This window comes from Streptomyces musisoli (assembly GCF_016741855.1).
In the GTDB taxonomy this organism is placed as follows: domain Bacteria; phylum Actinomycetota; class Actinomycetes; order Streptomycetales; family Streptomycetaceae; genus Streptomyces; species Streptomyces musisoli.
In genome coordinates, this window is the sequence record NZ_JAERRH010000027.1 from 50,004 (window position 1) to 76,829 (window position 26,826).

Sequence of the window (26,826 nt, forward strand, 5' to 3'; positions counted from 1 at the left end):
TTTCGAGACCGGCAGTAGGAGACACGCATGTCGAAAACGTCCCGGCCCGGACTCCTGCACGACCCGGACTTCGGGCGTCTGTTCGCTGCCACGGCGCTCGGCCAGCTGGGCGATCGCATCATCTTCCTGGCGTTGCCTCTGGTGGCCATCGAGGCATTGGACGCCGACGAGTTCCGGGTCGGATTACTGGCCGCGATGACCACGGCGGGTTCGCTCCTGGTCGGGTTGCCGGCCGGCGCGTGGGTGGACCGCGTGCGGAAGCGATCGGTGATGATCAGCGCCGATCTGGTGCGCGCGCTGGTCCTGTCGACGATACCGGTGGCGTGGTGGGCAGACCTGCTGACCATCTGGTGGCTCTACGCGGTCGCCCTGGTCCACGGCGTGCTGACCGTCTTCTTCGACGTCTCCTACGTCAGCTTCCTCCCTCACCTGGTGGGTCGCGAACGTCTGATGGAGGGGAACGCGAAACTCTCGGCGATACGTTCGGTGACCAGTATCAGCGGGCCGACGGTGGCAGGGCCGATGGCCGGCCTGGTGGGAGCCCCCGCGACGCTCCTGGCGAGTGCGGCCGGGATGGCCATGTCGGGTCTGCTCGCGCTCACCATCCGCACACGCGAACAGCGGCCTGAGCCGAGTGGACACCCACGGCTGGGCCGGGAGATCAGGGAGGGACTCGGGTTCGTCCTCGGGCACCCCGCCCTGCGTGCCGTCATGGCGGGGGATGCGATATTCAACCTCTTCCTGGTCATGTACCAGACCATGCTGCTGGTCTTCCTGGAGCGGAAACTCGGCCTCCAGCCCTTCGGCGTCGGCCTCGTCCTGTCGGGAATGGGGTGCGGTGCCCTGCTGGGCGCGCTGCTGGCGAAGAGGGTCTCGGCCCGCATCGGGCACGGCCCGGTCATCTGGCTGGCGTCCCTGGTCACCTGTCCGCTGACCGCCCTGATGCCGTTGGCACGACCGGGCTGGAGCGGGTACGTGGCCGCGTGCGGACTCGCGGCTCTCTCCCTGGGGGGAGTGGTCCGCGTCGTGGCCCAGTCGAGCCTCCAGCAGGCGCTCACACCGGATCGGCTGCTGGGCCGGGTGAGCGCGACGGCTCGGTTCGTGTCCTGGGGTGGCATTCCGCTGGGCGGTCTGCTGGGCGGAGTCTCGGGTTCCGCGTTCGGGGCGACGGCCACCCTGTGGGTCGGTGCCGTAGGCATGACGCTGAGCGCCCTCCCCACCTTCCTGTCACCGCTGCGGACCCTGCACTCCCTGCCCGCGGACCGGGACCCCGAGTTCGCCCGCTGAGGTCCACCGGACCGGGCGTGCCGCGGCGCCGGCTGCCCGCCCGCGGCACCGTCGGGGCCGGGCCCGGCGCCCGGCAAGGGTGCGGCACACACAGCAAAGGCAAGGAGGTCGCCGCTCCTTGCCACTCTCAACGTATAGCGCACGGGGGGCCTTGCGGCAAGGCCCGGGAGCTGCTGCAAAATCTCCGGTCGTAGCCAGAACCTGCGGAAATCAGGGATTCACGGAGCAACCTGTGCTTCGTCGACGTGCGGGGCTCGGAAATGGGCGTTGTGATGATGGACGTGATCGTGGTCGGCGGCGGACCGACCGGCTTGATGCTGGCCGCCGAGTTGCGGCTGCACGACGTGCAGGTGGTCGTGCTGGAGAGGCTGACCGAGCCGACCGGGGAGTCCCGCGGACAGGGCCTGCACACGCGCAGCGTCGAGGTGATGGACCAGCGCGGCCTCCTGGACCGGTTCCTGGCGGTCAGCGAGAAGTTCCAGGTCGGCGGCCTCTTCGGCGGTATCCAGAAGCCGTGGCCGGATCAGCTGGACACGGCTCACCCGTACGGTCTCGCCACGCCGCAGCCGGTCACCGAACGGCTCCTCGACGAGCGTGCTCGCGAACTCGGCGCCGAGATCCGGCGCGGCTGCGAAGTGACCGGGCTGAGCCAGGACGAGGACGGGGTGACCGTCGAGCTGGCGGACGGCACGCGCCTGCGCTCGCGTTATCTCGTCGGCTGCGACGGTGGCCGCAGCACGGTGCGCAAGCGGATCGGCGTGGCTTTCCCCGGTGAACCGGCCACGGTGGAGACGCTGCTGGGCGACATGGAGCTGACCGAGGATCCGGCGGTGGTCGCCGCTGCCGTCGAGGAGGTGCGCAAGACCCAGCTCCGGTTCGGCGCCTCGCCCCTCGGGAACGGGAGGTACCGCCTCGTCGTACCCGCCGACGGCGTGGCCGAGGACCGTGCGGTCGCGCCGACCCTCGAGGAGTTCAAGCGGCGGCTGCGGGCCTTCGCCGGCACCGACTTCGGCGCGCACTCGCCGCGCTGGCTCTCCCGGTTCGGCGACGCCACCCGGCAGGCCGAGCGCTACCGGGTCGGCCGGGTGCTGCTGGCCGGCGACGCGGCGCACATCCACCCGCCGACCGGTGGGCAGGGGCTGAACCTCGGCGTTCAGGACGCGTTCAACCTCGGCTGGAAGCTGGCCGCAGCGGTGAACGGCTGGGCGCCGGAGGGGCTGCTCGACAGCTACCACGCCGAACGGCACCCGGTGGCCGCGCGCGTGCTGGAGAACACCCGCGCGCAGATGGCGTTGCTGGGGTCCGATCCGGGTGCGACCGCGCTGCGGACCCTGTTCTCGGAGCTGATGGACTTCGAGGAGGTGAACCGGTACGTCACCGGGCTGATCACCGCGGTCGGGGTCCGCTACGACTTCGGCGAGGGCCATGAACTGCTCGGCCGGCGGCTGCGCGACCTTCAGCTGAAGGGGGGTCGCCTCTACGAGCTGATGCACGGCGGACGCGGGCTGCTGCTCGACCAGACCGGCCGGCTGTCGGTACGGGGCTGGGCGGACCGCGTCGACCACGTCGTCGACGTCAGCGAGGAGCTGCAGGCGCCCGCGGTGCTGCTGCGGCCGGACGGCCATGTGGCGTGGGCCGGCGACGACCAGCAGGAGCTGCTGGGCCGGCTGCCCGAGTGGTTCGGCACCGCCGCCGACTGAGCCGTGGTTCGCACCGCCCCCGGCTGGGTGGGTGGTCCGGCACCGCCGCCGGATGAGCCCGTGGTTCGGCACCGCCGCCGACTGAGCGGGTGATCCGGCACCGCCGCCGGATGAGCCCGTGGTTCGGCACCGCCCCCGGCTGAGCGGGTGATCCGGCACCGCCGCCGGATGAGCCCGTGGTTCGGCACCGCCGCCGGATGAGCGGGTGGTCACCGCCCGTCGGCTCCTGCCGCGCCGGCCCCGGGGGCGCGATCGCCGTGCGCGATGCGTGTCAGGTCGGTCATGAGCGAGCCCAGCCAGGCCACGGCCGCGTAGTACTGTCGCGGCGCGCCGGGCGGCTCGACGGAGAAGGCCGCCCGGGCGGGATCGATCAGCGGTATCGACGTGACCGGCGTGTCCTCTCCCGGATCCAGTGCCGCCGAGACCAGCAGCATCCGCCCCGCCACCCGCTCCCCCAGAGTGCCCGCCGACTCGGCCGCCGCGGGACCCAGCTCGGTGACCGGCGGCTCCAGCATCCGGGCGGAGCCCCACAGGGCGTGATGCCCGGTGATCAGCGTCGCCTGCCAGTCCACCACGGGAGGCGGCCCCGCCCTGCGCCCCCGCCCCCCGAGGGGCGGGGGCTCGCTCTGCAACTGTGCGTAGGCGGACTCCGCGAGGATGACGGCACGTTGCAGCGACCGGCGGCCCGGCACTCCCGACGGGGCGGGCGACGCCGCGCCGCCCGCCACCGAGGCGCTGGTCGCGACCACGATCTCCGCCGCCCTGCGCAGGAGTTCCGCCCCCGCACGGCGCATCTCGTCATGGGCACCCCGGGGCCAGGCCAGCACACCGAAGACGGCGCCGATCGCACTGCCGACCAGCACGTCGAGGATCCTCACCTCCGCCAGCCGCCACGTCGGCTGCGCCAGCTGCGCGAAGACCAGTGCCACGGTCACGGTGAACAGTCCCTGTGCCCAGCCCATGCCCTTGACCGGTCCCACCGTGAAGGAGAACAGCATCAGCAACGGCAGCAGGACGGCGTAGACGGCGGTGCCGGAACCCACGAAGATCAGTATTCCGCCGCTCACCAGGGCCCCGGCCAGCGTGCCGGCGAGCGCCACACGGATGGTGCTCCATGTCGCGCCCAGTGTGGTGCGGGTGAGGGTGAGGGTGGCCAGCGTGGCCCAGAACCCGTGCGGCAGGGTGTCCACCCCGGCCACGAGCCTGGCCGCGGCCAGGGCCAGGGCCATGCGCACCGCGTTCTGGAAGAACACCGACCTGCGCCCGGCGTGGCCGTGCATCCGGTGCCACCACAGGACGGGGGCCCGGTTCCTGGCGTACCAGAAGTGGCCCACCGGCAGCTCCACCGTGGCGTGCCGGCCGCGCACCGCCAGATCGGCGGCCGCGCCCATCGCCAGCGCCGCGTCGGCGATCTCCAGCACGGCCGCGTGGCGGCGCAGGACGGCGGGCGGAAGAGGAGCGGCGGGCGCATCCGCTTCCTCCTGGGGCGGAAGGGAGGTGAGGGCCGTGGGAGGAGGGCCCGCGGACATGTCGGACAGACGGGCGCGTGCCCCGGTGAGCGCCCTCTGCTCCGCCACGGGGGGCGCTCCCGTCCGCAGACAGGCCGCGGTCGCGGCGGCCAGGCTCGCCACAGCGTGCAGTACGGCGGTGACGCCGGGTTCCGCCTGCTGCCCCGGCCCGGCCGGTACGTCGGGTGCCGGCCTGCCGGACGTCGCTTCCCGCCTCGGCGCGGCGGGCACGGCGGGCGCGGCCTCCCGGCCCGGCTCGGCGGGCGTGGCGGGTGTCGCCTCCCGCCCCGGCGCGGCGGGCAACTGGACGAGTCTGCTGAGCAGGGTCCGGATGGCCAGACCGGTGTGGGCGAGGGCGCGGTCGCGTACCCCGGGCCCCGCCGGGCGTTCCGCGTCCGGCACGTTGAGGGGCCGCAGCGCCTGGACCGCCGCCCGGGCCTCCTGGACGTCCGCGTCCGTCAGGGCGCAGGAGGACACCGCGAGGCCGGCCGCCCAGTGCTCTGCGGCCAGGGCGGCCCGGGCGGCCCGCTCCCGGTACGAGAGCGGGGCGGGCTCGCGGAAGAGCAGCGCCTCGGCGACCACGAACAGGACCGCTCCCGTGGTCGTACCGATCAGCCGGTCACCGAGCGAGCCGGGATCGTACGGCGGGAAGGACGGCAGCATGTAGAGGAGTTGAAGGCCGGGGGCCGCGCCGGCCGGGCGTGGGCCGCCCACGGCGGAGAAGGCCAGCGTGAAGCCGACCACCAGCATCCCGAGTGCCGCGCTCCAGGTCCGCACCGACAGATAGGTGCCCACGGTCACCAGCACCCAGCACACCGGCAGCAGGCGCAGTATCACCGCCGCCTGCTGCCGCCCGGTACCGGGGATCCTGGAGAGCCCGCCCAGCGCCACCACGGTGAACAGCGCGTAGATCGCCGCCACGGGATTGTCGAGGCCGTACCGGAAGAAGTAGAAGCACCCTCCGGCGACAAGGGTCACACGCAGCGCACGTCGGCCAGAGGCGGCGTAGGCCGTCGGCAGCCGAGCACCTGGAACACCCCGCATCTCTTCAGAATCACCTACCCCACGGCATCCGGCATTTCTGATCACCGGTTCGCCGGGGCCGGCTCGTCGTCGACGGCGGCGGCCACGCCCCGAGCGGCTCGGCTCGGCCACCCCCGAGCGGCTCGGCTCGGCCACGATCCGCCCTGTTCGGCTCGGCCTGGTCGTCGGCGGCATCCGAGCCGCGAAGGACTACGCCGCCCGCCGCGCTCGCCGTCGTGGCCGCCACGTCGCCCCCGCGCGGCCGTCACCCGGTCTCCGCACGAGCCGGAGACTCCGGTGGGCCGGGGGCGAAAAAACGAAAGGCAAGGAGGTCACCCACTCCTTGCCACTCTCAACTTATAGCGCACCGGGGGGCTTGCGGCAAGGCCCCCGTCGTACCGCAGAATCATCGGCCTAGGCCAGGAAGCAGCGAAAATGGGGGATGTACGAAGTGCGTGTGCTGTTGTCGACGTATGGGTCGCGCGGGGACGTCGAACCGCTGGCGGGGCTTGCGGCGCGGTTGCGGGAACTCGGCGCGGAGGTGCGGGTGTGCGCGCCGCCGGACGAGGTCTTCGCGCAGCGGTTGGCCGCTGTCGGCGTGCCGCTGGTGCCGGTCGGCCCGTCGGCGCGCGCGCTGACGAACGCGGCGCCACCGCCCTCGTCCCTGCCCCGGCGCGCGGCCGAACTGATCGCCGGTCAGCTGGACGCGGTCCCCCCGGCGGCCGAGGGCTGCGACGTGCTGGTGGCGACGGGCGTGCTGCCCGCCGCCGCGGGCGCGCTGTCGGTGGCCGAGCTGGGCGTCGGTGTGGCGCACGACGGGCCCACCCCCACCTTCGCCTCCCTGTCCGCCGCCCTTCGGGATGCCCTGGCCCCCGAGACCCGCGCACGGGCGACCGCCGTGGCCGGCCGGGTCCGCGCCGACGGGGCGTCGGTGGCCGCGCGGCTGCTGCTCGACAGCGGCAGCTGAGAAGGCCCGCACATGTCCGCGTGAACCACCCGCGCACGCGCGTATCCCCGTGTCCGCATGCACCACCCGCGTACGCGTGTCCCCCGCCCGCTTGCACCACCCGCGTACGCGTGTCCCCCGCCCGCATGCACCGCCCTCGTACGCGTATCCCCTGTCCGCGTGCACCACCCGTGTACGCCTGTCCCCCGCCCGCATGCACCACCCGTCCGAGCGCGCACTCCCGCATCCGCACGCACCGCCCGCTCGCGTCGGGCCGGGGCCGGAACACGAGATTCGCGAAGCACCATCGGCCTCATTGGAGCCAGAGACGTGAACCATTCCCTGACCACCAGCGCGTTCGACCTCCCCGACCGCCTCTCCTCGAAGGCCGACCCCACGCTGATCGCCGACGACGAGAGGCACCTCGCGGCCATCGCGGAGTGTCTGGAGCAGTCGATCGCCGAACTCTCCGGCCGTCTTGCCGCCGAGCGCAGGGCGCCCGGCGGCAAGGGCCGGCAGGCGATGGACCGGGACGCGGAGATCCACCGGCTGACCGCCCGGCTGCGCACCCTGCGCCGCTTCGGTCTGGACCTGTGCCTCGGACGCATGGTCACCGAGGACGGTCCCGAGCCCGTGTACGTCGGCCGGCTCGGTCTCACGGACAGCGCCGGCCGCCGGCTGCTGGTCGACTGGCGCTCGCCCGCGGCCGAGCCGTTCTTCGGGGCCACCCACGCCAACCCGATGGGTCTGGCGAGCCGCCGCAGGTACCGCTGGACGAGCGGCCGGATCAGTGACTACTGGGACGAGGTGTTCACCGCCGACGGACTGGTCGGGCATGCCGCGCTCGACGACCAGTCCGCGTTCATCGCCAGCCTGGGCGGCAACCGTTCACCGCGGATGCGGGACGTGCTCGGCACCATCCAGGCCGACCAGGACGCCATCATCCGGGCGGGGTCCCGCGGCGCCCTCGTCGTGGACGGCGGGCCGGGCACGGGGAAGACCGTGGTCGCCCTGCACCGCTCCGCCTACCTGCTCCACTCCGACCCCAGGCTCGGTCACCGCCGGGGCGGCGTGCTGTTCGTCGGTCCGCACCGGCCGTACCTGGCCTACGTCGCCGATGTCCTCCCCAGCCTCGGGGAGGAGGGCGTGCAGACCTGCATCCTGCGGGACCTCGTCGCCGAGGGTGCCGAAGCGGCGGTCGAGACCGACCCGGACGTGGCCCGTCTGAAGTCGTCCGCGGAGATGGTCAAGGCCATCGAGACGGCCGTCAGGTTCTACGAGGAGCCGCCCACCGAGGGCATGACGGTCACCACCCACTGGTCCGACATCCGGCTGAGCGCCGACGACTGGGCCGTGGCGTTCGAGGCGGCCGAACCCGGCACCCCGCACAACGAGGCGCGCGACCAGGTCCTGGAGGAGCTGCTCACGATCCTTACGGACAAGCACGACGGCGATGTCTCACCCGAGCTGCTGCGCAGGTCGCTGCTGCGGAACCGGGAGCTGCTGACGGCCTTCAACCGGGCCTGGCCGCTGCTGGAGGCCGCCGACCTGGTGGGAGACCTGTGGTCGGTACCCGCCTATCTGCGGCTGTGTGCGCCCTGGCTCGGCCGCGACGACGTCCGGCTGTTGCAGCGTGCGGACGCCCAGGCGTGGACGGTGTCCGACCTGCCGCTCCTGGACGCGGCACGGCAGCGGCTCGGCGACCCGGAGGCGGCCCGGCGCAAACGCCGCCAGGAGGCCGTCCTCACCGCCCAGCGCGAGCGCATGGCGCAGGTCGTCGACGCCCTGATCCAGGCCGACGACGACGGTGAGGGCCTCGTGACGCAGCTGCGCCGGGAGGACTTCCAGCGCAACCTGGTCGACGAGTCCGAGCTGGCCGGCGTCGAACCGGACCTGCTCGCCGGGCCGTTCGCGCACATCGTCGTGGACGAGGCCCAGGAACTGACCGACGCGGAGTGGCAGATGCTGCTGCTCCGCTGCCCGTCCAGGAGCTTCACCATCGTGGGGGACCGCGCCCAGGCCCGGCACGGGTTCACGGAGTCGTGGGAGGAACGCCTCGGACGGGTCGGGTTCGGCCGGGTCGGCCTGGCCTCCCTGAGCGTCAACTACCGGACGCCGGCGGAGATCATGGCGGAGGCCGAGCCGGTCATCCGGGCCGTGCTGCCGGACGCCAACGTACCTGCGTCCATCCGCGCCGGCGGCGTTCCCGTCGTGCACGGCCCTGCCTCCGATCTGCATCCTGTCCTCGACGCCTGGCTCGGCGCTCACGCCGACGGAGTCGCGTGTGTCATCGGCGATCCCATGTTCCGAAAGACGCCTCGTGTCCGGTCGTTGCCCCCGGAGCTGGCGAAGGGACTCGAATTCGACCTGGTCGTGCTGGTCGACCCGGAGAAGTTCGGCGAAGGCGTCGAGGGAGCGGTGGACCGCTACGTCGCGATGACCCGGGCGACCCGGCAGCTCGTCATCCTCCGGAACACCTGACACCCGGACGCCCACGGAGGCGGGCAGGCGGCGCACCGTCTCCCGGCCGGGGATCTGACGGGCCGGCCGGCGGTGCGCCGGGCGTGTCCCGGCTCAGGGCGCGCAGGCCGGTACGCCGTCCAGCCAGGCCGGGCCCTGGACGTAGATGTTGGTGACCCAGGCGCGGTAGTCGGGGAGGTAGGACCAGGCGTCGTTGGTGTAGCCCTCGGCGGTGACGACCTCGGCGTGCTTCTGGCAGGCGATCCGCACGGTCGTCGGGCCGGGGAAGGCGTAGACGCGGGCGGCCCTGACGGAGGGCTGGGCCTTGGTCCAGACGCCGGTGCCCCAGGTGCGGAAGACGGGGCCTTCGACGGCTGCGGTGTCGACGCGCACGGCTCCGAAGTAGTCCCCGCCGAGGCGTACGTCACTGACCATCAGCTTGGTGCCGGACTGCCGGGCCTCCACCATCTTTCCCGCGCCCAGGTACAGGGCGATGTGGTGCAGGTCCGCCGAGGTGCCGTAGGCGAGCAGGTCGCCGGGGCGCAGCGGGGTGAGGCCGTCGGCCGCGGTGAAGCGGTCGGCGGTGCGGTGGGTGTAGTACTGGGCGCTCGCGTCACCGTTGAGGATGTCGGCTCCGGTGGCCTGGGCGTAGGCGTAGCGGACCAGGCCGGAGCAGTCGAAGCCGAGGCGTTCGGGGTCGTGTTCGCTGGCGGGGTCGCTCGAGTCCACCTTGCCGTAGGTGGGCCCGGGCCGGGGGCCGTGGCCGCCGCCCCAGGTGTACCAGACGCCGGCGGCGACCTGCCCGCAGGCGGCGTCGACGGCCCGTTCGGCCGCCGCGGTGGCGCCCGGGGCGAGGACGCCGCAACTGCCGTCCGCCGGCCGGGCGAACGGGCCGGTGGCCGTCGCGGGTGTCGCGGGTGTGGCGAGGAACAGAGCGGTGAGAAGCGCGATGAGTGTGCCGATGGCGCCGGTTCGCCGGAGCATGACGGAACCCCCGTTTTCTGGTCTGGTCGTCGGGTCGCGGTGAAGTGGTGCGGTCACAGCCTGCCCGGCCGCGGTGTCCCGGGCCCGGACGGAACGGGGCCCTCTTCGCCGGGCAACGGGAAACGCCCGGGAAACCCCGGCCGGCCAGGGCGGTCGCTCAGTGATGCGGGCACGCCGACGCGCCGGGTGCGGACCCGCCGGGGAACAGGGACCGGCGCGTCGCCGGGTCCATGTCCGCCTCCAGGCGGCAGATCTCCGCCAGCCGGGCGCGGCTGTCCAGGCTCCACAGCCGTACCGTGCCGTCGTTGCTGCTGCTCGCCACCGTCCGGCCGTCGGGCGCGAAGGCCACCCCCCACACCGCGTTGGTGTGCCCGGTGAGCGTGGCCCACGACCGCCGTCCGGGCACGTCCCACAGCCGTACCGTACGGTCGTTGCCGCTGCTGGCGAGCAGCCGTCCGTCCGGTGAGAAGGCCAGGCCGCGCACCGAGCCGGCGTGGCCCGTGAGCGAGACGAGGAGCCGGTGCCGCGCCACGTCCCACAGGCGTACGGTGCCGTCGTTGCCGCAACTGGCCAGCGTGCTGCCGTCGGGCCGGAAGGCGACGCCCCGGACCGCGCCGGTGTGGCCGGTCAGCGTGGCCAGCCGGCGGTGCGTGCGCACGTCCCACAGACGCACCGTCAGATCGTCGCCGGCGCTGGCCAGTGTGTGTCCGTCGGGGCTGAAGGCGACGTCGTTGACGTAGTCGGTGTGGCCGGTCAGGACGGCGGCCGTACGGCGGCCGGGGAGGTCCCAGAGGCGAAGGGTGCGGTCGGCGCCCGCGGAGGCGAGCGTACGGCCGTCCGGCGCGAACGCCAGCGCGAACACGGCTGAGTGGTGGCCGTGCAGCACGGCGCGCGGGCGGCGGGCGGCCACGTCCCACAGCACGATCGTGCCGTCGGAGCCGGCGGCGGCGAGTGTGCCGCCGTCCGGGGCGAACGCCACGGTGGTGACGCTGCCGCGCGAGCCCGCCAGGGTCGTGGGCCGGCCACGGCCGCGGGCGGGGTCCCACAGCCGCACGGTGTGGTCGGCGTCGGCGGTGGCCAGCAGCCGCCCGTCGGGCCGGTAGGCGACGCCCGAGACCTCCGTGAAGGGGCGTGCGGCCAGTATCCGGCCGCGCAGTTCCCACAGGACCACGGACTGGTCGAACCCGCCGGTGGCGAGCAGGGTGCCGGTGGCGTCGACCGCCACGGACATCACGTAGTCGGTGTGCCCGGTGAGGGTGGTGACGAGCCGTCCGCTGCGGACGTCCCACAGTCTGGTCGTGCCGTCGCCGCTGGCGCTGACCACGGTGGTGCCGTCGGGGGTGTAGGCCACGGCGTTGACGTCGTCGCTGTGTCCGGTGAGCGTCGCCGCGGCCCGGCGGCGGGCGACGTCCCACAGCCGTACGGTACGGTCCACTCCCCCGCTGGCCAGGCCGCGGCCGTCGGGGGCGAAAGCCAGGCCGAGCACCTCGTCGGTGTGACCGCGCAGGACGGCCGGCTGCCGGGCGCCGCGGAGGTCCCACAGCCGTACGGTCCGGTCCGCGCCGGCCGAGGCGAGCGTTTCGCCGTCCGGGGCGAACGCGAGCGCGTCGACCTGGCCGGAGTGCCCGGAGAAGCGGGCCGTCCGCCGGGGTGTCCCGGCCGTGTCCCAGAGCTGGACGGCTCCGTCGGCGGCGGCGACGGCGAGGGTGTGGCCACGGGGGGCGAAGGCGACCGCGCGGGCGGCGCGGGTCTGCTCCGGCAGGAGGGTGACACGGGTGGGGCGGCCCGGGGACCACAGCCGTACCGGCCCGGTGGTCGCCGTGACGGCGAGGGTGCGGCCCTCCGGGCCGAAGGCGAGGGAGCGGACCCGGCCCGGGACGGTGAGCGTCGCGGTCGTCCGGTGGTCGGCGGGCCGCCACAGGCGGACGGTGCCGTCGGAGCTGCCGGTCGCCAGCAGGTGGCCGCCCGGCGCGAAGGCGACCGCGTTGACCGGGCCGCGGTGTCCGCCGAGCCGGGCCGCGAAGGGCTCGGCCTGGGTGCTCAGCAGGGCGCCGCGGGCCGTGGCGGTCGGTTGCGTGCGGTAGGCCTCCGCAGCGAGCAGCATGGAGGCCTCGGGACGGCCCCCGGCCAGCAGGGTGGAGCGGACGGCGAGCGCCTGCGAGCGGGCGAGGCGCTCCTGGGCGAGTGCGTCGGACCGCTGCCGGTAGGCGAGACCGCCGGCGGCAAGGGCGCAGCCGAGCAGGACGACGAGGGTGGCCACCATGGCGTGCCGCAGCCGTACCTGACGCCGTGCCTGGCGCTGCCGGGTCTCCTCCTCCGCGCGGCTGGCGCGCAGGAACGCCTCCTCGACGGGACCGAGCGGTCCGAGGCCGCCTCGGTCCCCGGTCCAGGACCGCACGCCGTCCAGGCGTGTGCCGCGGTAGAGCGCCGACGGGTCGCGGCCCTCGCGCTCCCATTGGGCCGCGGCGTGGGCGAGTTGCTGGCGGACGAGGAGGCCGGCCCGGTCGGCGCTGATCCAGCTCCGCAGCCGGGGCCAGCTGTGCAGCAGGGCCTCGTGCGTGATCTCGACGCTGTCGCTGTCGACGGTGAGGAGCCGGGCGCGGACGAAGACGTCGAGTGCGGTGCCGGCGCCCTCGGCGTCGGCGAGCTGCGCCATGAGCGGGGTAAGGCCGGCCCGGCGCCGGGTGGTGCCGGTGTCGTCGGAGACCTGCACGAGCCGGGACAGGATGCGCCGGATGGTCTGCTGTTCGGCGGGGTACAGCTGGGCGAACGCGTCCTCGGCCGTGCGGGCCACGGCTCCCTGGATGCCGCCGGTGCTCTCGTACCCGGCGACGGTCAGCGTGTCCGCCTCGCGGTGGCGCCAGGTGGCCAGCAGGGCGTGGGAGACGAGCGGGAGCGCGCCGGTGGGGATGGTCTGGGCGCCGGGTTCGCCGGTCAGTCCGGCGTCCCGCAACAGCACGGGGATCAGACCGGGTTCGAGGCGGACACCGGCGAGTTCGGCGGGGCGGGTGATGGACTCGCACAGCTCGGCCGTGGTCATCGGCGGCAGTACGTGGAGTCCGTCGGTGAAGACGGGCGCGAGCTCCGGCAGGTCGAGACACCGGCCGGAGAAGTCGGCGCGTACGCCGAGGACGACGACGGCGGGGTCGTACCCGGGTGTCCGCGGTGGTGCGGCCAGGGTGCACAGCACGCGGGCGAAGGCGCGTCGTTCGGCCTCGTCGGGGCAGAGGGTGAACAGCTCCTCGAACTGGTCGACGAGCAGGACGAGCCGCGGCGGTGGCGGCGGCCTGCGGCCGGCCGGGGCCGGTTCCGAGCCGGTGCGGGCGGCGGTCAGGAGGAGCTCGGGGCGCTCGCCCAGCCGGGCGGCGGTGAGGTCCAGGTCGCCGCCGAGGGTCTTGGCGGTGCGCTCCAGCAGTTCGTCCAGCGGGTGCGCGGTGGGCGTGAGGGTGACCACCGGCCAGCGGTCGGCGCCGGCCATCGGGAAGCCGCCGGGCCGCCGGAGCGCGGGTACCAGACCGGCGTTGAGGAGGGACGACTTGCCCGCGCCGGAGGGGGCGACGAGCAGCAGCGGCCCGTGGCCGACCCTGCCGAAGACCCGTTCCACGAGCGCCCGTGTGGCCCGCTCCCGGCCGAAGAACCGGGCGGCGTCCTGCGTGGTGTACGCGGACAGGCCCGGGTAGGGGCAGGCGGGGCCGGTGACATCGTTGCCGTCACCGGGCCGGGCCGTGCGCGGTGCCGCGACCAGGCGCAGCAACGCGCCCTCCGCGTCCAGGATCCGGTCGCAGCGGCGGGCCACGTCGACGGTCGCGCGTTTCGCGCCGGTCTCGATCTTGCTGAGATACCCCTTGCTGTAGTGGGTCTGTCTGGCCAGGTCGGCGAGCGACAGACCGCGCTGCTGCCGCAGTCGTCGCAGTTGTGCGGGGAAGGCCGGTGTGGTCGGCACCGTCCGGTCCCCGTCGTTGTCGTTCCGGTTGCCGGTGTCGGCTCCCTGTTGCGGCTCCCCCAAGGCGTCCCCCATGGCAAGCGTGCCCAGGCCGTGAGACGGCGGAAGCCCAGGTTACTGCGGGGGTACGACACATGGCCCAGCCATGCGTGCGCAGTGGCCGAAAACGAGCTTCCGGAACCGCGGTTGCGGTTCCGGAAGCTCTCCCCCGTGGCGCCCCTCAGTCAGCCGTGGGGTGGGGTCACGGCCGGTTGAGGGTGATGGAGTTGATCGGCGTGAGGTCGGCGTACACGCCCGTGCTCTCGGCGATGGGGGCGCCGCAGCCGGCGCCGTTGTAGCCGGTGCACAGGCTCGCGGTCGCACCGCCGTACTGGTTGTTGAGGACCCAGTGACGGCCGACCTGGTTGCTGAGGTTGTGCGGGCCGTAGCTGTAGAGGACCAGGCTGGGTGACTGGGCCGGGTTCTGGTTCTGCGGGTAGACACAGACCGCGCCGTCCGGGCAGCCGGCCCACGGATCGGCCGCCGGCCTGGCGTGGGCCGCACCGCTCATCGCCATGACGGCCGCCGCCGCCGTCGCGAACGCGGCAGCACCGCGCATCATCTTGCGCATGGGTTCCCCCTTGCAGTTCTCCTGCGTCGTCGCAGGTCGTGCTTTGCGTTGACGGCATCAGCGTTTCCGCCACGGCCGCCCCGCGTCGACGGGTTTCCCGTCGCCCATCGCCCCCTCCCCGGGGAAACCGTGCCCGACCAGCGGCGCGAGCGGGCCTGGGCAACCGGTGGGGGCGGCGTTCCGCCCGGGTTCCGGCGGCACTCGCGGTCGAACGGCGGCCGGCGTCCCCCGCGCAGACGGGGACGACTGAAGGACGACACCTATGGTCGGCGTGCGAGGGTGAGCGTGCGCGACAGCGGACGTGGGGGTTCTCGGACACCGATCCCGCCGCGACATACTGAGGCGTCGTCCGGCCGACGCCCGACCGAGGGACGTGAAGGGAAAGACCTGTGATCAACCGGGTGCGCCAGCTGCGCAAGCAGCGGCTGATGACACTGGAGGCGCTGGCCGAGCGCACCGGCGTCACCAAGAGCTACCTGTCCAAGGTCGAACGTGGCCGGAGTGTCCCGTCGATCGCCGTCTGCGCCTCCCTCGCCAAGGCCCTCGACGTCCCGTTGGACCACCTCTTCGCCGATGCCGAGGAACTCGCCGAAGTCACCGTCACCCGGGCCGGGGAACGCCGGCCGCTCACCCCTGACCAGGACCCCGGCACCCGCTACGAGGGCATGGCACTGGAGGCCGGCACCAAGAGCATGACTCCCTTCATGCTCTACCCCCCGCACGACGCCGACCGCGTCCCCTTCCGTGACCACCCCGGCGAGGAGTTCCTCTTCGTGCACCGAGGTCAGGTCGAGCTGATCCTTCCTTCCCGCACCATCACTCTCCACCCCGGGGACTGCGCCTACTTCAAGGCCACCACTCCCCACAAGGTCCGCTCCCTCGGCGCCGAGCGCGCCGCCCTTCTCCTCCTCGTCGCCGATGACCAGTTCCATCCCGACGCTCCGCAGGGACCGCACTCCCACCGTCCCTGATCCGCGGATCCGCTCGGTGGACGAGTCCCGTCTCGATCCCCGTGGCGGCCGGGCGCGCTCCGATCCGAGCGGGGAGGATTCGGTGAGCGCGCTTGCCGTAGAGTCAACTCGCCGCCGCCCAGGCTGACTTCGGCCCCGATCCGCACGCCCGGCGGGCCCACCCGACAGCGGTCGCCCGAACACCTCGGGCCACTCCGGCCACCCCCCCTTCACGCGGTCACCCCTCATTGCCTCAGGACACAAGGTGTCCTATGGTGAACGAGGTTTCCTAAGAGTGCCGCCTTTCGCCGGCACGCGAACGCGGGGCCCGCCGACAGACCGGGCCCCCGGAACTGGAGCAGAAGATGGCAAGCACCCTGCGAGATCCCAAGGACTTACTCGTCGACCGCGCCAAGCGGCAGATGGACGACTTCTTCGGCGACTCCGGGCTGACGACCCGGCAGAAACTGGCCCTCACCTGTCGTATCGCCCATGACGGCGGACACGACTCGGGGCTCGCCGGCCAGATCAGCGCTCGCGGACAGAAGCCCGGCACCTATTACACCCAGCGCCTGGGCCTCGGCTTCGACGAGATCACCGAGGACAACCTGCTGCTGGTCGACGAGGACCTGGAGGTCCTCGAAGGCGAGGGCATGCCCAACCCCGCCAACCGCTTCCACTCCTGGATCTACCGGGAACGCGAGGACGTCAACTGCATCATCCACACGCACTCCCTGCACACCGCGGCCCTCGCGATGCTCGAAGTGCCCCTGGTGGTCTCCCAGATGGACACCACCCCCCTGTACGACGACTGCGCCTTCCTCAAGGAGTGGCCGGGCGTTCCCGTGGGCAACGAGGAGGGCGAGATCATCTCCGCCGCCCTCGGTGACAAGCGCGCCATCATCCTCGCCCACCACGGCCAGCTCGCCACCGGAGCCACCATCGAGGAAGCCTGCAACCTGGCCATGCTCATCGAACGCGCCGCGCGCCTCCAGCTCCTCGCCATGGCGGCCGGCACCATCCAGCCGCTCGACCCGGAACTCGCACGGGAGGCCCACGACTGGACCTCGACCGACCGGCGCAGCAAGGCGAACTTCGCCTACTACGCTCGAAAGGCACTACGCAATCACCCCGACTGCGTCAACGGACAGGTGGCCGTCTGATGGCGAACGCGCCGCTCAAGGGCATCATCGCCTACCCCGTGACCCCGTTCGACACCGTCACCGGCGAGGTCGACCTCGCCACGCTGAGCCGGCTCACCGACGAACTGGTGACGGCGGGAAGCCACGCCGTCGCCCCGCTGGGCAGCACCGGTGAGAGCGCCTACCTTCGCGAGGCCGAATGGGACGCCGTCTGCGAGACCGCGCTCCAGACCGTCGCCAACAGGGTTCCCACCTTGGTCGGCGTCTCGCACTGGAGCACAGAGGGCACGGTCCGCCGGGCTCGGGTGGCCGCCCGTCACGGCGCCACCGCGATCATGGTGCTTCCGCAGGTCTACTGGAAGCTCACGGAGGCCGAACTCCAGCGGCACTACGCCGCGGTGGCGGCGGCCACCGACCTTCCGGTGATGCTCTACAACAACCCGGGCACCAGCGGGGTCGATCTGCTGCCGGAAACCGTGGTCGCGCTCGCGCGCAAGATCCCCAACCTCACCATGGTCAAGGAAAGCTCCGGCGACGTCGCCCGCTTCCGCGCCATCCGTGAGCTGTCCGACGGGGCGCTGTCCGTCTACAACGGGAGCAACCCGCTCGCGCTCGATGCCTTCCGCTCCGGTGCCGCCGGCTGGTGCACCGCGTCGCCCTGCCTGGTCCCGCGCTGGGCCCTGGAACTGTACGCCGCGGTGATGGGCGGTGACGACGGACGCGCCGACGCCGTCCTGGCCGAGCTGCTGCCGTTCCTGGAGTTCATCGTCGGCCACGGCCTGCCCCGGACCATCAAGGCGGGACTGCGGATCCAGGGTCGGGGAGCCGGCTCTCCCCGGGCACCGCTCATGCCGCTGCCGGAGAAGGAGACGAAGCAGCTCCAGGGAATGCTCGAACGTCTGGCGGCGCACCCCCTCGTGGACAGCGCGGCCACCGGCACGGCGGGACCCGCCGCCTGAGGCTCCCGGGCCGGACCGGCACACCGGTCCGGCCCGGCACCCGCGTCGTCGCTCGGAGCCCTGCCGGGCGGACGGGGCCGAACGGCCGATCGGCCTCGCGCCTGCCGCCTGTTCCGGCCGCCCTGTGGGCACACTTGATGGACCGTCACATCGTGGTCCGCACGAAGGAAATCCGTCCGCCGATGCAGATCGATCTCACAGGACGCACCGCGCTGGTCACCGGCTCCACCCAGGGCATCGGCGCGGCCATCGCCGTAGCCCTCGCCCGGGCCGGGGCCCGCGTGGGCGTCAACGGCCGGGACGAGCGGCGGGTGGCCGAGAGCGTCGAGTCACTGGCGGCCGAGGCGCCCGGCGCGGAGCTGATGCCCGTGGCCGCCGATGTGTCCCGTGACGAGGGAGCGGCCCGGGTGATGGAGCTGCTGCCGCAGGTGGACATCCTCGTCAACAACCTCGGAGTCTTCGGCGCCGCCGACCCGCTGGAGATCACCGACGAGGAATGGCGGCGCTACTTCGAGGTGAACGTCCTCGCCGCCGTACGGCTCACCCGGCTGTATCTGCCGGGCATGACCGGGCGCGGCTGGGGGCGGATCCAGTACGTCGCCAGCGACTCGGCGGTCGTCATCCCCGCCGAGATGATCCATTACGGGATGTCGAAGACGGCACTGCTGGCCGTCAGCCGCGGCTTCGCCAAGAAGGCCGCGGGCACGGGCGTGACGGTGAACTCGGTCATCGCGGGCCCCACCCACACCGGCGGCGTCGAGGACTTCGTGTACGAACTCGTCGACCGGGACCTGCCCTGGGACCAGGCGCAGCGCACGTTCATGCGCGAGCACCGCCCGCAGTCGCTGCTGCAACGGCTGATCGAGCCGGAGGAGATCGCCCACATGGTCGTCTACCTCGGCTCCGACCAGGCGTCGGCCACGACCGGCGGAGCCCTGCGCGTCGACGGCGGGTACATCGACTCGATCCTCCCCTGACGGGTTTCGGACAGCTGGATCCACACCCCGACGGGTTTCGGACCGCCGGGTCCTTCCCTGACGGGTTACGGACCATCGGCGTTGCCCGAACGGGCGCCGGAAGCGCTTACCCGTGACCGAAGTCACCTGACGCCACGCCCGGTTCCTTTCTTTAACCGTCCGGTAAATCAACGGTCTGTAAAACGACGTCCGCGTGGAGCGCCCGGATAGTAGTAACGGGCGCCACAAGGGCGGTAGTTGACAACGTTGGCGTAGACAGATAGCGTCTCCAACTGCTATGAGCACGTAATGTTTATTCTTGCGATTCGACCAGCAAAGCTCGGGACTCGATCAGCAAAGCCGCGGAACGCCTCTAATCATTCTCGGCCAATAATTGGCCGAAACCATTCGCTCCATGCTTTTTGGGGCACCCCGCGGTCGTACCGGCGGTAAGTACCGGCACCGCAATGCGGAGCAGCATTGGGGCCGGCCCGCGGTGCGCGGCACAAACGGGGGACCAGAGGGATGCGACGCCTCTCGCGCGGCGCCGGCGGAGATCACGTCGGCGGATCCGCGCACGTTGCGCCGCCGGTCAGAGGCCGTCGACCAGGGCGCAGACCGGTCCGGCGCGCCGCCTTTGCGGCGGCGCCGCCACCCTCACAGACTTTTCACGCACCGTCGCGCGACGCCGGCTCGTCACGCGGAAACCGGGGCATGATCCGGCTCGGAGAAAAGAATCCAGGGGGACCCACGATGCACCTTTTCGGCCGTTCGCGAGAACTTCAGGCCCTGACCGAGGCGTTCACCGACAGCGTGCGGGGAAACGGCCGGCTCGTGATCATCACGGGCGGTCCCGGATCAGGAAAAACCCAGCTGGTGCATGAATTCCTCACCACGCTGAACAGCACCGACGCGCGCATACTGACCGGTACGGCATCTTCCGCGGAACGAGATCGGCCGCTGAGTCTGGTGGGACAATTACTGGGCAACGCCGAGGCGGAGTGCGCGATATCACACCACGCGACCCCCGCGGTGAACTCCTCGGCGGAAAACCGCCGCCCCTCCGGCCCTGGAACCCGGCCCCAGTCCGAGCCCTCCGAAGACGAGACGGACGAGGCGCTCTGGCACCTCGCCCAGGATGAACGTCCCCTGGTCATCGCGGTGGACGACACCCACACCACGGACCCGGCCTCCCTCCGTACGCTCATCCGCCTGCTGCGCCGCAGCCGCTCCCGGCGGGTGCTGGTGGTGTGCGCGACCTCGGGACACTTCGGCGAGATCCGCTCGGCCGCGCACACCGAACTCCTTCGTCAGCCGCACCGCCGGGTACGCCTGGCTCCCCTGTCGGAGGCGAGCGTCGGCGAACTGCTCGCCGCACAGGCCGGACGGCCCCTGCCGGGAAGCGTCCGCAGCGCCTACCACCGGGCCACCGCCGGCAGCCCCCTCCTCGTGCACGCCCTGCTGGACGACAGCACGGGGTTCGGCCCCGAGATCGGCCGGCCCGTCGCCGGAACCGCCTACCGCCAGGCCGTGCTGTCGCTGCTCCGCCGCGGCGAGGCGGGGCACGTCCGGGTGGCCCGGGCGCTGGCCGCGCTCGGCCCCCTGGCAAAGGCAGTTCCCGTGGGAGAGCTGGCCGGCACCACACCCGTCGGCACGCAGGAGGCCGTCGACATCCTCAACTCCGCCGGTCTGCTCGACGGTCACGCCTTCCGGCACCCCACCGCCGCCGCGGCCGTCCTGGAGGACATGGACACCGCCGCGCGCACGCAGCTCCACGGCCGGATCGCCGACATGCTGTATCGTTCCGGCGCGCCCGCCGACGAGGTGGCACGTCACCTCTCCGCCGCGGATCACGTCCCCGCACGATGGGGCGCGGGAATCCTGCGCACCGCCGCGGAACAGGCCCTGGCCGCGGACGAGGTGGAACGCTGCACCGACTACCTCGGCCTCGTCCTGCGCGACTGCTCCGACGAGCGTGAACGCCACGCCCTGTCCGTGGCCCTGGCGCGCGCGCAGTGGCGCACCAACCCGGCGGCGGCCGGCCCCCATCTGGAACCGCTGCGCGAAGCGGCGCTGGACGGCGGACTGAGCATGCGGGACACCGCCACCGTCCTGCGGTACATGCTCTGGCAGGGCGACACCGAGCTGGCCGCCCAGGCGGTGGCCACGCTCGTGCACGCGCACTCGCCCACCGAGGCGCAGATCATCGCCGAGGTGGAGTTCGTACGGCAGTGGTTCTACGGTGTCGCGCTCCCCGGCAGGGGCGCCCCGGTCAGTGGCCTCGACCCGAGTGGCCGGCATGTGCGCGCCGACGCCGGCGGACTGGCCGCGCGGGTCGCGGCGCTGATCGGCGGTGAGGCCACCGACGAGTCCGCGGCGGCCGTCGCCCAGGCCCTCCAGGGACACCAACTCGACCACTTGAACCTCGAGTTGGTCGCGATGTCCCTGCTGGCGATCGCCCACGCGGACCGGCCCGCCGTCGCCGCCGAGGCCTGTGACGCACTGCTGGAGTGCGCCCAGGAACGCCGGGCGACGACCTGGCAGGCCCTGCTCGGCGGCATCCGGGCGGAAATCGCCCTGCTCCAGGGGGACGTGTCCGCCGCCTCCCAGGGCGCCCTCGCCGCGCTCGGCATCCTGCGCGCCCAGAGCTGGGGGGTGCTCATCGGCCTCCCGCTGTCGACGGCGATCTCCGCGCTCACCGCCATGGGCTCCTACGCGGATGCCGAGGACCTGCTCAAACACGATGTGCCCGAGCCGATGTTCCGCACCGTCTTCGGCATCCAGTACCTGCGGGCCCGCGGCCACCACTACCTCGGCACCGACCGGCCCTTCGCGGCGCTGGGCGACTTCGAGACCTGCGGACGGCTGCTCCGGGAAGGCAACCCCAGCCTGCAGAAGGGCATCCCCTGGCGGTCCGACCTGGCCCTGGCCAACCTCCGTATCGGCAAGGCCCGCACGGCCCGGGACTGGGCCGAGGAGCAGCTGCGGCTGCCCGGCGGCCACAGCTCCCGGGCCCGGGCCATGGCACTGCGCCTGCTGGCCGCGACCAGCAAGCCGCACCGCCGGGCCTCGCTGCTGCGCGAGTCGATCGACCTGCTCAAGACCTGCGGCGACCGGTACGCGCTGGCGCAGGCGTACGCCGACCTGTCCGCGGCGCACTACGAACTCGGCGAGTACGCCCGCGCCCGGCTCGTGGCACGGCAGGCGGCACGGGAGGCGGAGGCCTGCCACATCGAGTCCCCGGTCGACGCACACCTGCTGGAGGATCCGGTGCGCCAGGAGACCTCCGGGTCCGAGGGCGGCCCCGCCATCCTGAGCGACGCGGAGTGCCGGGTGGCCGGGCTGGCCGCGCTCGGGTACACCAACCGGGAGATCAGCGCCCGACTGCACGTCACGATCAGCACCGTGGAGCAGCACCTCACCCGCGTGTACCGCAAGCTGAACGTGGCCAGCCGTTCCGAGCTGCCGTCGAAGATGCTGGAGCATCGCATCCCGAAGCTGTCGGACCGCTGGGCCGGCACGCACTCCTCCGCGGGCTGACCGGCCCGCACACCTCGTCGCCGACGGACCCCGGTGTCTTGCAGGCCACGTGCCCCGGGTGCCTCAGGGCCCTCGCGCTCCGGTGCCCCGCTGCCCAGGTGACCCCGGTTCCTCGAAACCCATGTGACCCCGGTCCCTCAAGGGTTGCGTGGGCCCCCGGAGCCCCGAAGTCCGTGCGCAGCTGCCTCGGAGGGGCATGCGCCCCCGGAGCCTCGACGTCCACGTGTCCCCGCTGCCTGAAGGGTTGCGTGGCCGGGGTGCCCTGGAGTCACTGCGACCCGGGTGCCTCCGAGTAACGGTGACCCAGGTGTCCCGGATTCCATGTGCCCCGGGTCGCCCGTAGTCCACTCGGCCCGGCGCGGCCCGCCGGCGGTGTCCCCGGTGGGGCCGCGCCGGGCCGGCCGTGGGCACCGTGACAGTCGGGGAGACGGCCGGGGGCCCGGGGCACCCGGTGGGTGTCCCGGGCCCCCGGCCGTCCACGGGCGCGGCGTCAGCCGACGCCGCCGAGTTCGTCGTCCAGGATGCCGAAGAGCTCGTCGGCCGTGGCCGTCTCCAGCCCCGTCCCGCCGGTGTGTCCGGTGCCGGTGTCCCGCCATTCCCCGCTGCCGTCCCACCGCGCGCTGAGGGTGCGCAGCCGGGCGGCCACCCGGGCCCGCTGCTCCTCGTCCAGTGCGGTCGAGTCGCGCGCGGCACCGAGCACCGCCTCCAGGCGCACCACTTCGGCCTCGATGTCGACGAGGTCGTCGGAGGTGTCGCCGCCCAGCTCCGTGAAGAGGTGCCGGGCGAGGGCGTCGGAGGTCGGATGGTCGAAGGTGAGCGTGGTGGACAGCCGGAGGCCGGTGTCGGCGCTGAGCCGGTTGCGCAGCTCCAGGGCGGCCAGCGAGTCCACGCCGAGATCGCCCAGGGAGCGCTCGGGGTCGACGGCGCTGCCGGAGCCGTGTCCGAGGACGTCGGCGACGTGTCCGCACACCGTCTCCACGAGCAGCCGGAGGCCGTCGGCCGTGTCCAGCCGGGCCAGCCGCCGCGGCAGCGGTTCGACGGCCGCCGGAGCCTCGGTGACCGGGCGGGCGATACGTCGTACGGCCGCGGGGGCGAGGCCCCGAACCAGGGCGGGCGCGTCCGCGGTGACCTGGACGCGGACCGGCAGCAGGAGGGCCCGGTCGGCGGCGAGGGCGGCGTCTGCGATCGGTGCCCGGTCGGCGGCGAGGGCGGCGTCTGCGGTCAGTGCCCGGTCGAACAGGGCCAGGGCGCGGTCGGCCGGCAGCGGCAGGATGCCGTCGCGGGCCAGCCGGCGCAGCTCGGTCTCGCCGAGCCCCGCCGCCATGCCCTCCCCCGTGTCCCACAGGCCCCAGCCCAGCGACAGGGCCGGCAGGCCCTCGGCACGGCGCCGCGCGGCCAGGGCGTCCAGGAAGGCGTTCCCGGCGGCGTAGTTGGCCTGACCCGCCGCCCCCAGGGTGCCGGCGGCGGAGGAGAACAGGACGAACGCGGTGAGTCCGAGGTCGCGCGTCAGCTCGTGCAGGTGCCAGGCGGCGTCGGCCTTGGGGCGCATCACCGCCTCCAGCCGCTCGGGCGTGAGGTCGGTGAGGAGCCCGTCGTCGAGGACGCCCGCGGCGTGCACGACGGCGGTCAGCGGGTGTTCGGCCGGCACGGACGCCAGCAGGGCGACCAACTGGGCTCGGTCGGTGACGTCGCACGCGGTGACGGTCACCGTCGCGCCCAGGGCGGCCAGGTCGTCCAGGACACCGGGCTCGGACAGACGCCCGCCACGGCCGGTCAGCAGGAGATGGCGCACTCCGTGCCGGGTGACCAGGTGCCGGGCCAGCAGCCGGCCGAGGCTGCCGGTGCCGCCGGTGACGAGGACGGTTCCCTCCGGGTCGAAGAACGTTCCCTTACGGTCGAGGCCGGCGCCCTCACGGTCGAGGCCGGCGCCCCTGTGGTCGAGGCCGGCGCCCCTACGGTCGAGGCCGGCGCCCTCACCGTCGAGGCCGGCGCCCCTGTTGTCGGGAGTGATCCTCTCCAGGCCGAGGGCAGCCTCCTCCAGGTCGGAGGCGGTCCCCTCCCGGTCGGAAGCGGTCCCCTCCCGGTCGGAGGCGGTCCCCTCCGGGGCGAAGCCGAGGGTCGGGGCCGGGGTCGGATCGGTGAGCGGGGTCAGTGCCGGCACGTACACCGAGCCCGCCCTCAGGGCGAGTTCGGGTGCGCCGGTGGCGACGGCGGCCGGGAGGGCGGCCGCCGAGGCCGGGTCTCCGTCGGTGTCGACCAGCACGAACCGGCCGGGGTGTTCGACCACCGCCGCCCGGACCATGCCCCAGACCACGGCCTGCGCCGGGTCCGGTGCCGCGTCGGCGTGGACGGCGACGGCGGACCGGGTCAGGACGACCAGCGGCGCGCCGTCCGGCGCGTCGGCGAGGTGCTGCCGCAGGGCACCAAGGGCCTGTACGGCGGTCTCCCGGGCCAGCGCGGGCGGTTCGGCACCCGAGCCGGGGTCCGCGGCCAGGGTCAGGGTGCGGGGCGCGGGTCCGGCGGCGTCACCATCGCCGCTGAGCTGGAGCGCCGTCCACCGCACGCGGAACAGGTCGCCGGGCGCGGGGGCCGCCGCGTTCAGCTGCTCGGCGGTCACCTGGCGGATGCGCAGCGACGTCACCTCGGCCACCGGCGCGCCCGTGCCGTCGTAGAGGCGCAGGGCCATGTGGTCGGTGCCGTGCGGGGTCAGGCGCAGCCGCAGCGCCGTGGCGCCGGACGCGTACAGGGTGACGCCCTCCCAGGAGAAGGGCAGGGTCATCACGGTCGGGTCCTGGCCGTCGAGCAGATCGATGGCGTGCAGGGTGGAGTCGAGCAGCGCCGGGTGCAGTCCGAAGCCGTCGGCCGCGTCGGCGTCGGGCAGGGCGAGTTCGGCGCAGACCTCCTCGCCGAGCCGCCACGCGCCGCGCAGGCAGCGGAACAACGGCCCATAGGCGTAGCCCTGTTCGGCCAGGTGGTCGTAGGTGCCGGTGACGTCGACGGGTACGGCGCCCGCGGGCGGCCAGTCGGCCGCGGCCGCCGGTTCGGGCGCGGTGCGCGGGGCGAGGACGCCGGTGGCGTGCCGGGTCCATTCGCCGTCCGTGCCTTCCGGGCGGGCGTGCACGGTGAGCTGCCGGCGCCCGTCGGCGTCCGGGGCGGCGGCGGCCACCTGGAGGTGGACGGCGCCCTGTCCGGGCAGGACCAGGGGCCGTTCCAGGGTGAGTTCCTCCACCTGCGGGCAGTGTGTGCGGTCGCCGGCCTGGACGGCCAGTTCGACGAAGGCGCTGCCCGGCACCAGGACGACGCCCGCCACGGCGTGGTCCGCCAGCCAGGGGTGGGTGGCGAGGGAGAGGCGTCCGGTCAGGGCCACGCGGTCGTCGCCGGCCAGCTCCAGGGCCGCGCCGAGCATCGGGTGCCCGGCCGGCGCCTGGCCGAGACCGCCCGCGTCCACGACCGCGCCGGGCTCGTCGTCCAGCCACAGCCGCCGGCGTTGGAAGGCGTAGGTGGGCAGGTCGGTGCGGCGGGCGCCGGTGCCGGCGAACACCCGCCGCCAGTCGACGGGCACCCCGCGCACCTGGACGGCGCCCAGCAGGAGCGCGAAGGTCTGCTCCTCGTCGCGCTCGCGGCGCAGCGCGGGGACGAACGCCGACCGTTCGGCCTCGGCGACCGCGTGCGGCCCCATGGCCGACAGGACGGCGTCGGGGCCGAGTTCGAGGAAGGTGCGCACTCCGTCGGCCTCCAGCGTGCGGAGGCCGTCGCCGAAGCGGACCGCCTCGCGGACGTGCCGGACCCAGTACTCGGGGTCGCCCAGCTCGTCTTCGCCAGCGCGCGCTCCGGTCACGTTGGAGACGACGGGGATCGCGGGCGGCGCGTACCGCAGCTCACGGGCGGTCTTCTCGAACTCCGCCAACATCGGGTCCATCAGCGGGGAGTGGAAGGCGTGGCTGACCCTGAGCCGCTTCGTGCGGCGGCCCAAGAAGGTCCCCGCCACCGCGTCCACGGCGGCCTCGGTGCCGGAGACGACGACGGCGCGCGGCCCGTTGACGGCGGCGACGGACACCTCGGGGCCGAGGTGGGGCCGTACCTCGTCCTCGGTGGCGTCGACGGCGAGCATCGCGCCACCGGCGGGCAGCGCCTGCATCAGCCGGCCGCGCGCGGCGACCAGCCGGGTGGCGTCGGCGAGGTCCCAGACGCCGGCGACGTGCGCGGCGGTCAGTTCGCCGATGGAGTGGCCGGCCAGCAGGTCCGGGCGGACGCCATAGGTCTCCAGCAGCCGGTACAGGGCGGTTTCCACGGCGAACAGGGCGCTCTGCGTGTAGAGGGTGTGGTCGAGCAGGGCGGCCTCCTCGGTGCCGGGCGCGGCCCACATCACCTCCCGCAGGGGGCGGTCGAGGTGGGCGTCGAGCGCCTGGCAGGCCTCGTCCAGTGCCCGGCGGAAGGCGGGGTGGGCGGTGTACAGGCCGCGGCCCATGCCGGGGCGCTGGGCGCCCTGTCCGCTGAAGAGGAAGGCGGTCCTGCCCGCGGCGGGCCGGCCGCGGACCACGGTGTCGGCGGCGGAGCCGTCGGCCAGCGCGGCGAGAGAGGCCAGGAGTTCGTCGCGGTCGCGGGCGACGACCGCGCCCCGGTGGGTGAGGGCGGCACGGCCCAGGGCCAGGGAACGGGCGAGGTCGGGCAGGGGCCGGTCGGCGGCCTCACGCAGCCGCGCGGCCTGCGCGGCCAGTGCCTCGGGGGTGGCGCCGGAGAGCACGAGCGGCAGCAGCGGTGCCGGCTCCGGGGCGGGTGCCCGCTCCTCGGCCGGTGCCTCCTCGATGATCGCGTGCA

The 26,826-nt window shown here is 73.5% G+C and carries 14 protein-coding genes; 9 read left to right on the forward strand and 5 right to left on the reverse strand.

Annotated elements, in window-relative coordinates:
- Nucleotides 1-27: 27 nt before the first annotated feature.
- Nucleotides 28-1,287, forward strand: coding sequence for an MFS transporter (locus JK361_RS36610; protein ID WP_201826695.1), 1,260 nt, complete (start codon nt 28-30; stop codon nt 1,285-1,287).
- Between the two features lie 272 nt (nt 1,288-1,559).
- Nucleotides 1,560-2,987 carry a rifampin monooxygenase gene (rox, locus tag JK361_RS36615; protein ID WP_201826722.1) on the forward strand — a complete coding sequence of 476 codons (1,428 nt, stop codon included), beginning with the start codon at nt 1,560-1,562 and terminating at the stop codon, nt 2,985-2,987.
- A 209-nt stretch (nt 2,988-3,196) separates the two neighbouring features.
- Here the strand turns inward: rox and JK361_RS36620 are convergent, their stop codons facing one another.
- Entirely contained in the window at nt 3,197-5,539 is a 2,343-nt protein-coding gene (locus JK361_RS36620) for an FUSC family protein (protein ID WP_201826696.1), read from the reverse strand.
- Nucleotides 5,540-5,975: 436 nt separating this feature from the next.
- On the opposite strand from JK361_RS36620, the gene JK361_RS36625 reads away from it, so the two are divergent.
- Nucleotides 5,976-6,485, forward strand: a complete 510-nt coding sequence (locus tag JK361_RS36625; RefSeq protein ID WP_372448775.1) for a glycosyltransferase — start codon at nt 5,976-5,978, stop codon at nt 6,483-6,485.
- A gap of 309 nt (nt 6,486-6,794) precedes the next feature.
- Complete coding sequence (gene helR, locus JK361_RS36630; RefSeq protein ID WP_201826698.1) at nt 6,795-8,945, forward strand: RNA polymerase recycling motor ATPase HelR; 2,151 nt, start codon at nt 6,795-6,797, stop codon at nt 8,943-8,945.
- A 93-nt stretch (nt 8,946-9,038) separates the two neighbouring features.
- Here the strand turns inward: helR and JK361_RS36635 are convergent, their stop codons facing one another.
- The 3 genes from JK361_RS36635 to JK361_RS36645 all read right to left on the reverse strand — a co-directional run bounded on the left by JK361_RS36635 (nt 9,039) and on the right by JK361_RS36645 (nt 14,461).
- Entirely contained in the window at nt 9,039-9,908 is an 870-nt protein-coding gene (locus JK361_RS36635) for an NlpC/P60 family protein (RefSeq protein ID WP_201826700.1), read from the reverse strand.
- A gap of 157 nt (nt 9,909-10,065) precedes the next feature.
- Entirely contained in the window at nt 10,066-13,914 is a 3,849-nt protein-coding gene (locus JK361_RS36640) for an nSTAND1 domain-containing NTPase (RefSeq protein WP_236054324.1), read from the reverse strand.
- A gap of 178 nt (nt 13,915-14,092) precedes the next feature.
- The gene (locus JK361_RS36645) at nt 14,093-14,461 is read right to left on the reverse strand and encodes a hypothetical protein (RefSeq protein ID WP_201826704.1); all 369 of its coding nucleotides are present in this window, start codon (nt 14,459-14,461) and stop codon (nt 14,093-14,095) included.
- A gap of 389 nt (nt 14,462-14,850) precedes the next feature.
- On the opposite strand from JK361_RS36645, the gene JK361_RS42495 reads away from it, so the two are divergent.
- From JK361_RS42495 to JK361_RS36670, 5 genes are all read left to right on the forward strand, one after another.
- Nucleotides 14,851-15,432, forward strand: a complete 582-nt coding sequence (locus JK361_RS42495; RefSeq protein ID WP_201826706.1) for a helix-turn-helix domain-containing protein — start codon at nt 14,851-14,853, stop codon at nt 15,430-15,432.
- A gap of 344 nt (nt 15,433-15,776) precedes the next feature.
- Complete coding sequence (locus JK361_RS36655; protein WP_201826708.1) at nt 15,777-16,574, forward strand: aldolase; 798 nt, start codon at nt 15,777-15,779, stop codon at nt 16,572-16,574.
- On the forward strand, nt 16,574-17,512 hold the full coding sequence (locus tag JK361_RS36660; protein ID WP_201826710.1) for a dihydrodipicolinate synthase family protein: 939 nt from the start codon (nt 16,574-16,576) through the stop codon (nt 17,510-17,512). The genes JK361_RS36655 and JK361_RS36660 overlap by 1 nt, the downstream gene beginning before the upstream one ends.
- A 182-nt stretch (nt 17,513-17,694) precedes the next feature.
- Nucleotides 17,695-18,489: an SDR family NAD(P)-dependent oxidoreductase gene (locus JK361_RS36665; RefSeq protein WP_201826711.1), complete on the forward strand. Its 795-nt coding sequence runs from the start codon at nt 17,695-17,697 to the stop codon at nt 18,487-18,489.
- Nucleotides 18,490-19,221: 732 nt separating this feature from the next.
- Nucleotides 19,222-22,008: a helix-turn-helix transcriptional regulator gene (locus JK361_RS36670; RefSeq protein WP_201826712.1), complete on the forward strand. Its 2,787-nt coding sequence runs from the start codon at nt 19,222-19,224 to the stop codon at nt 22,006-22,008.
- 490 nt (nt 22,009-22,498) lie between these two features.
- Here JK361_RS36670 and JK361_RS36675 read toward each other — a convergent pair.
- Nucleotides 22,499-26,826 (reverse strand): type I polyketide synthase (locus tag JK361_RS36675; RefSeq protein WP_201826714.1); only part of this gene is annotated, 4,328 nt, incomplete at its 5' end.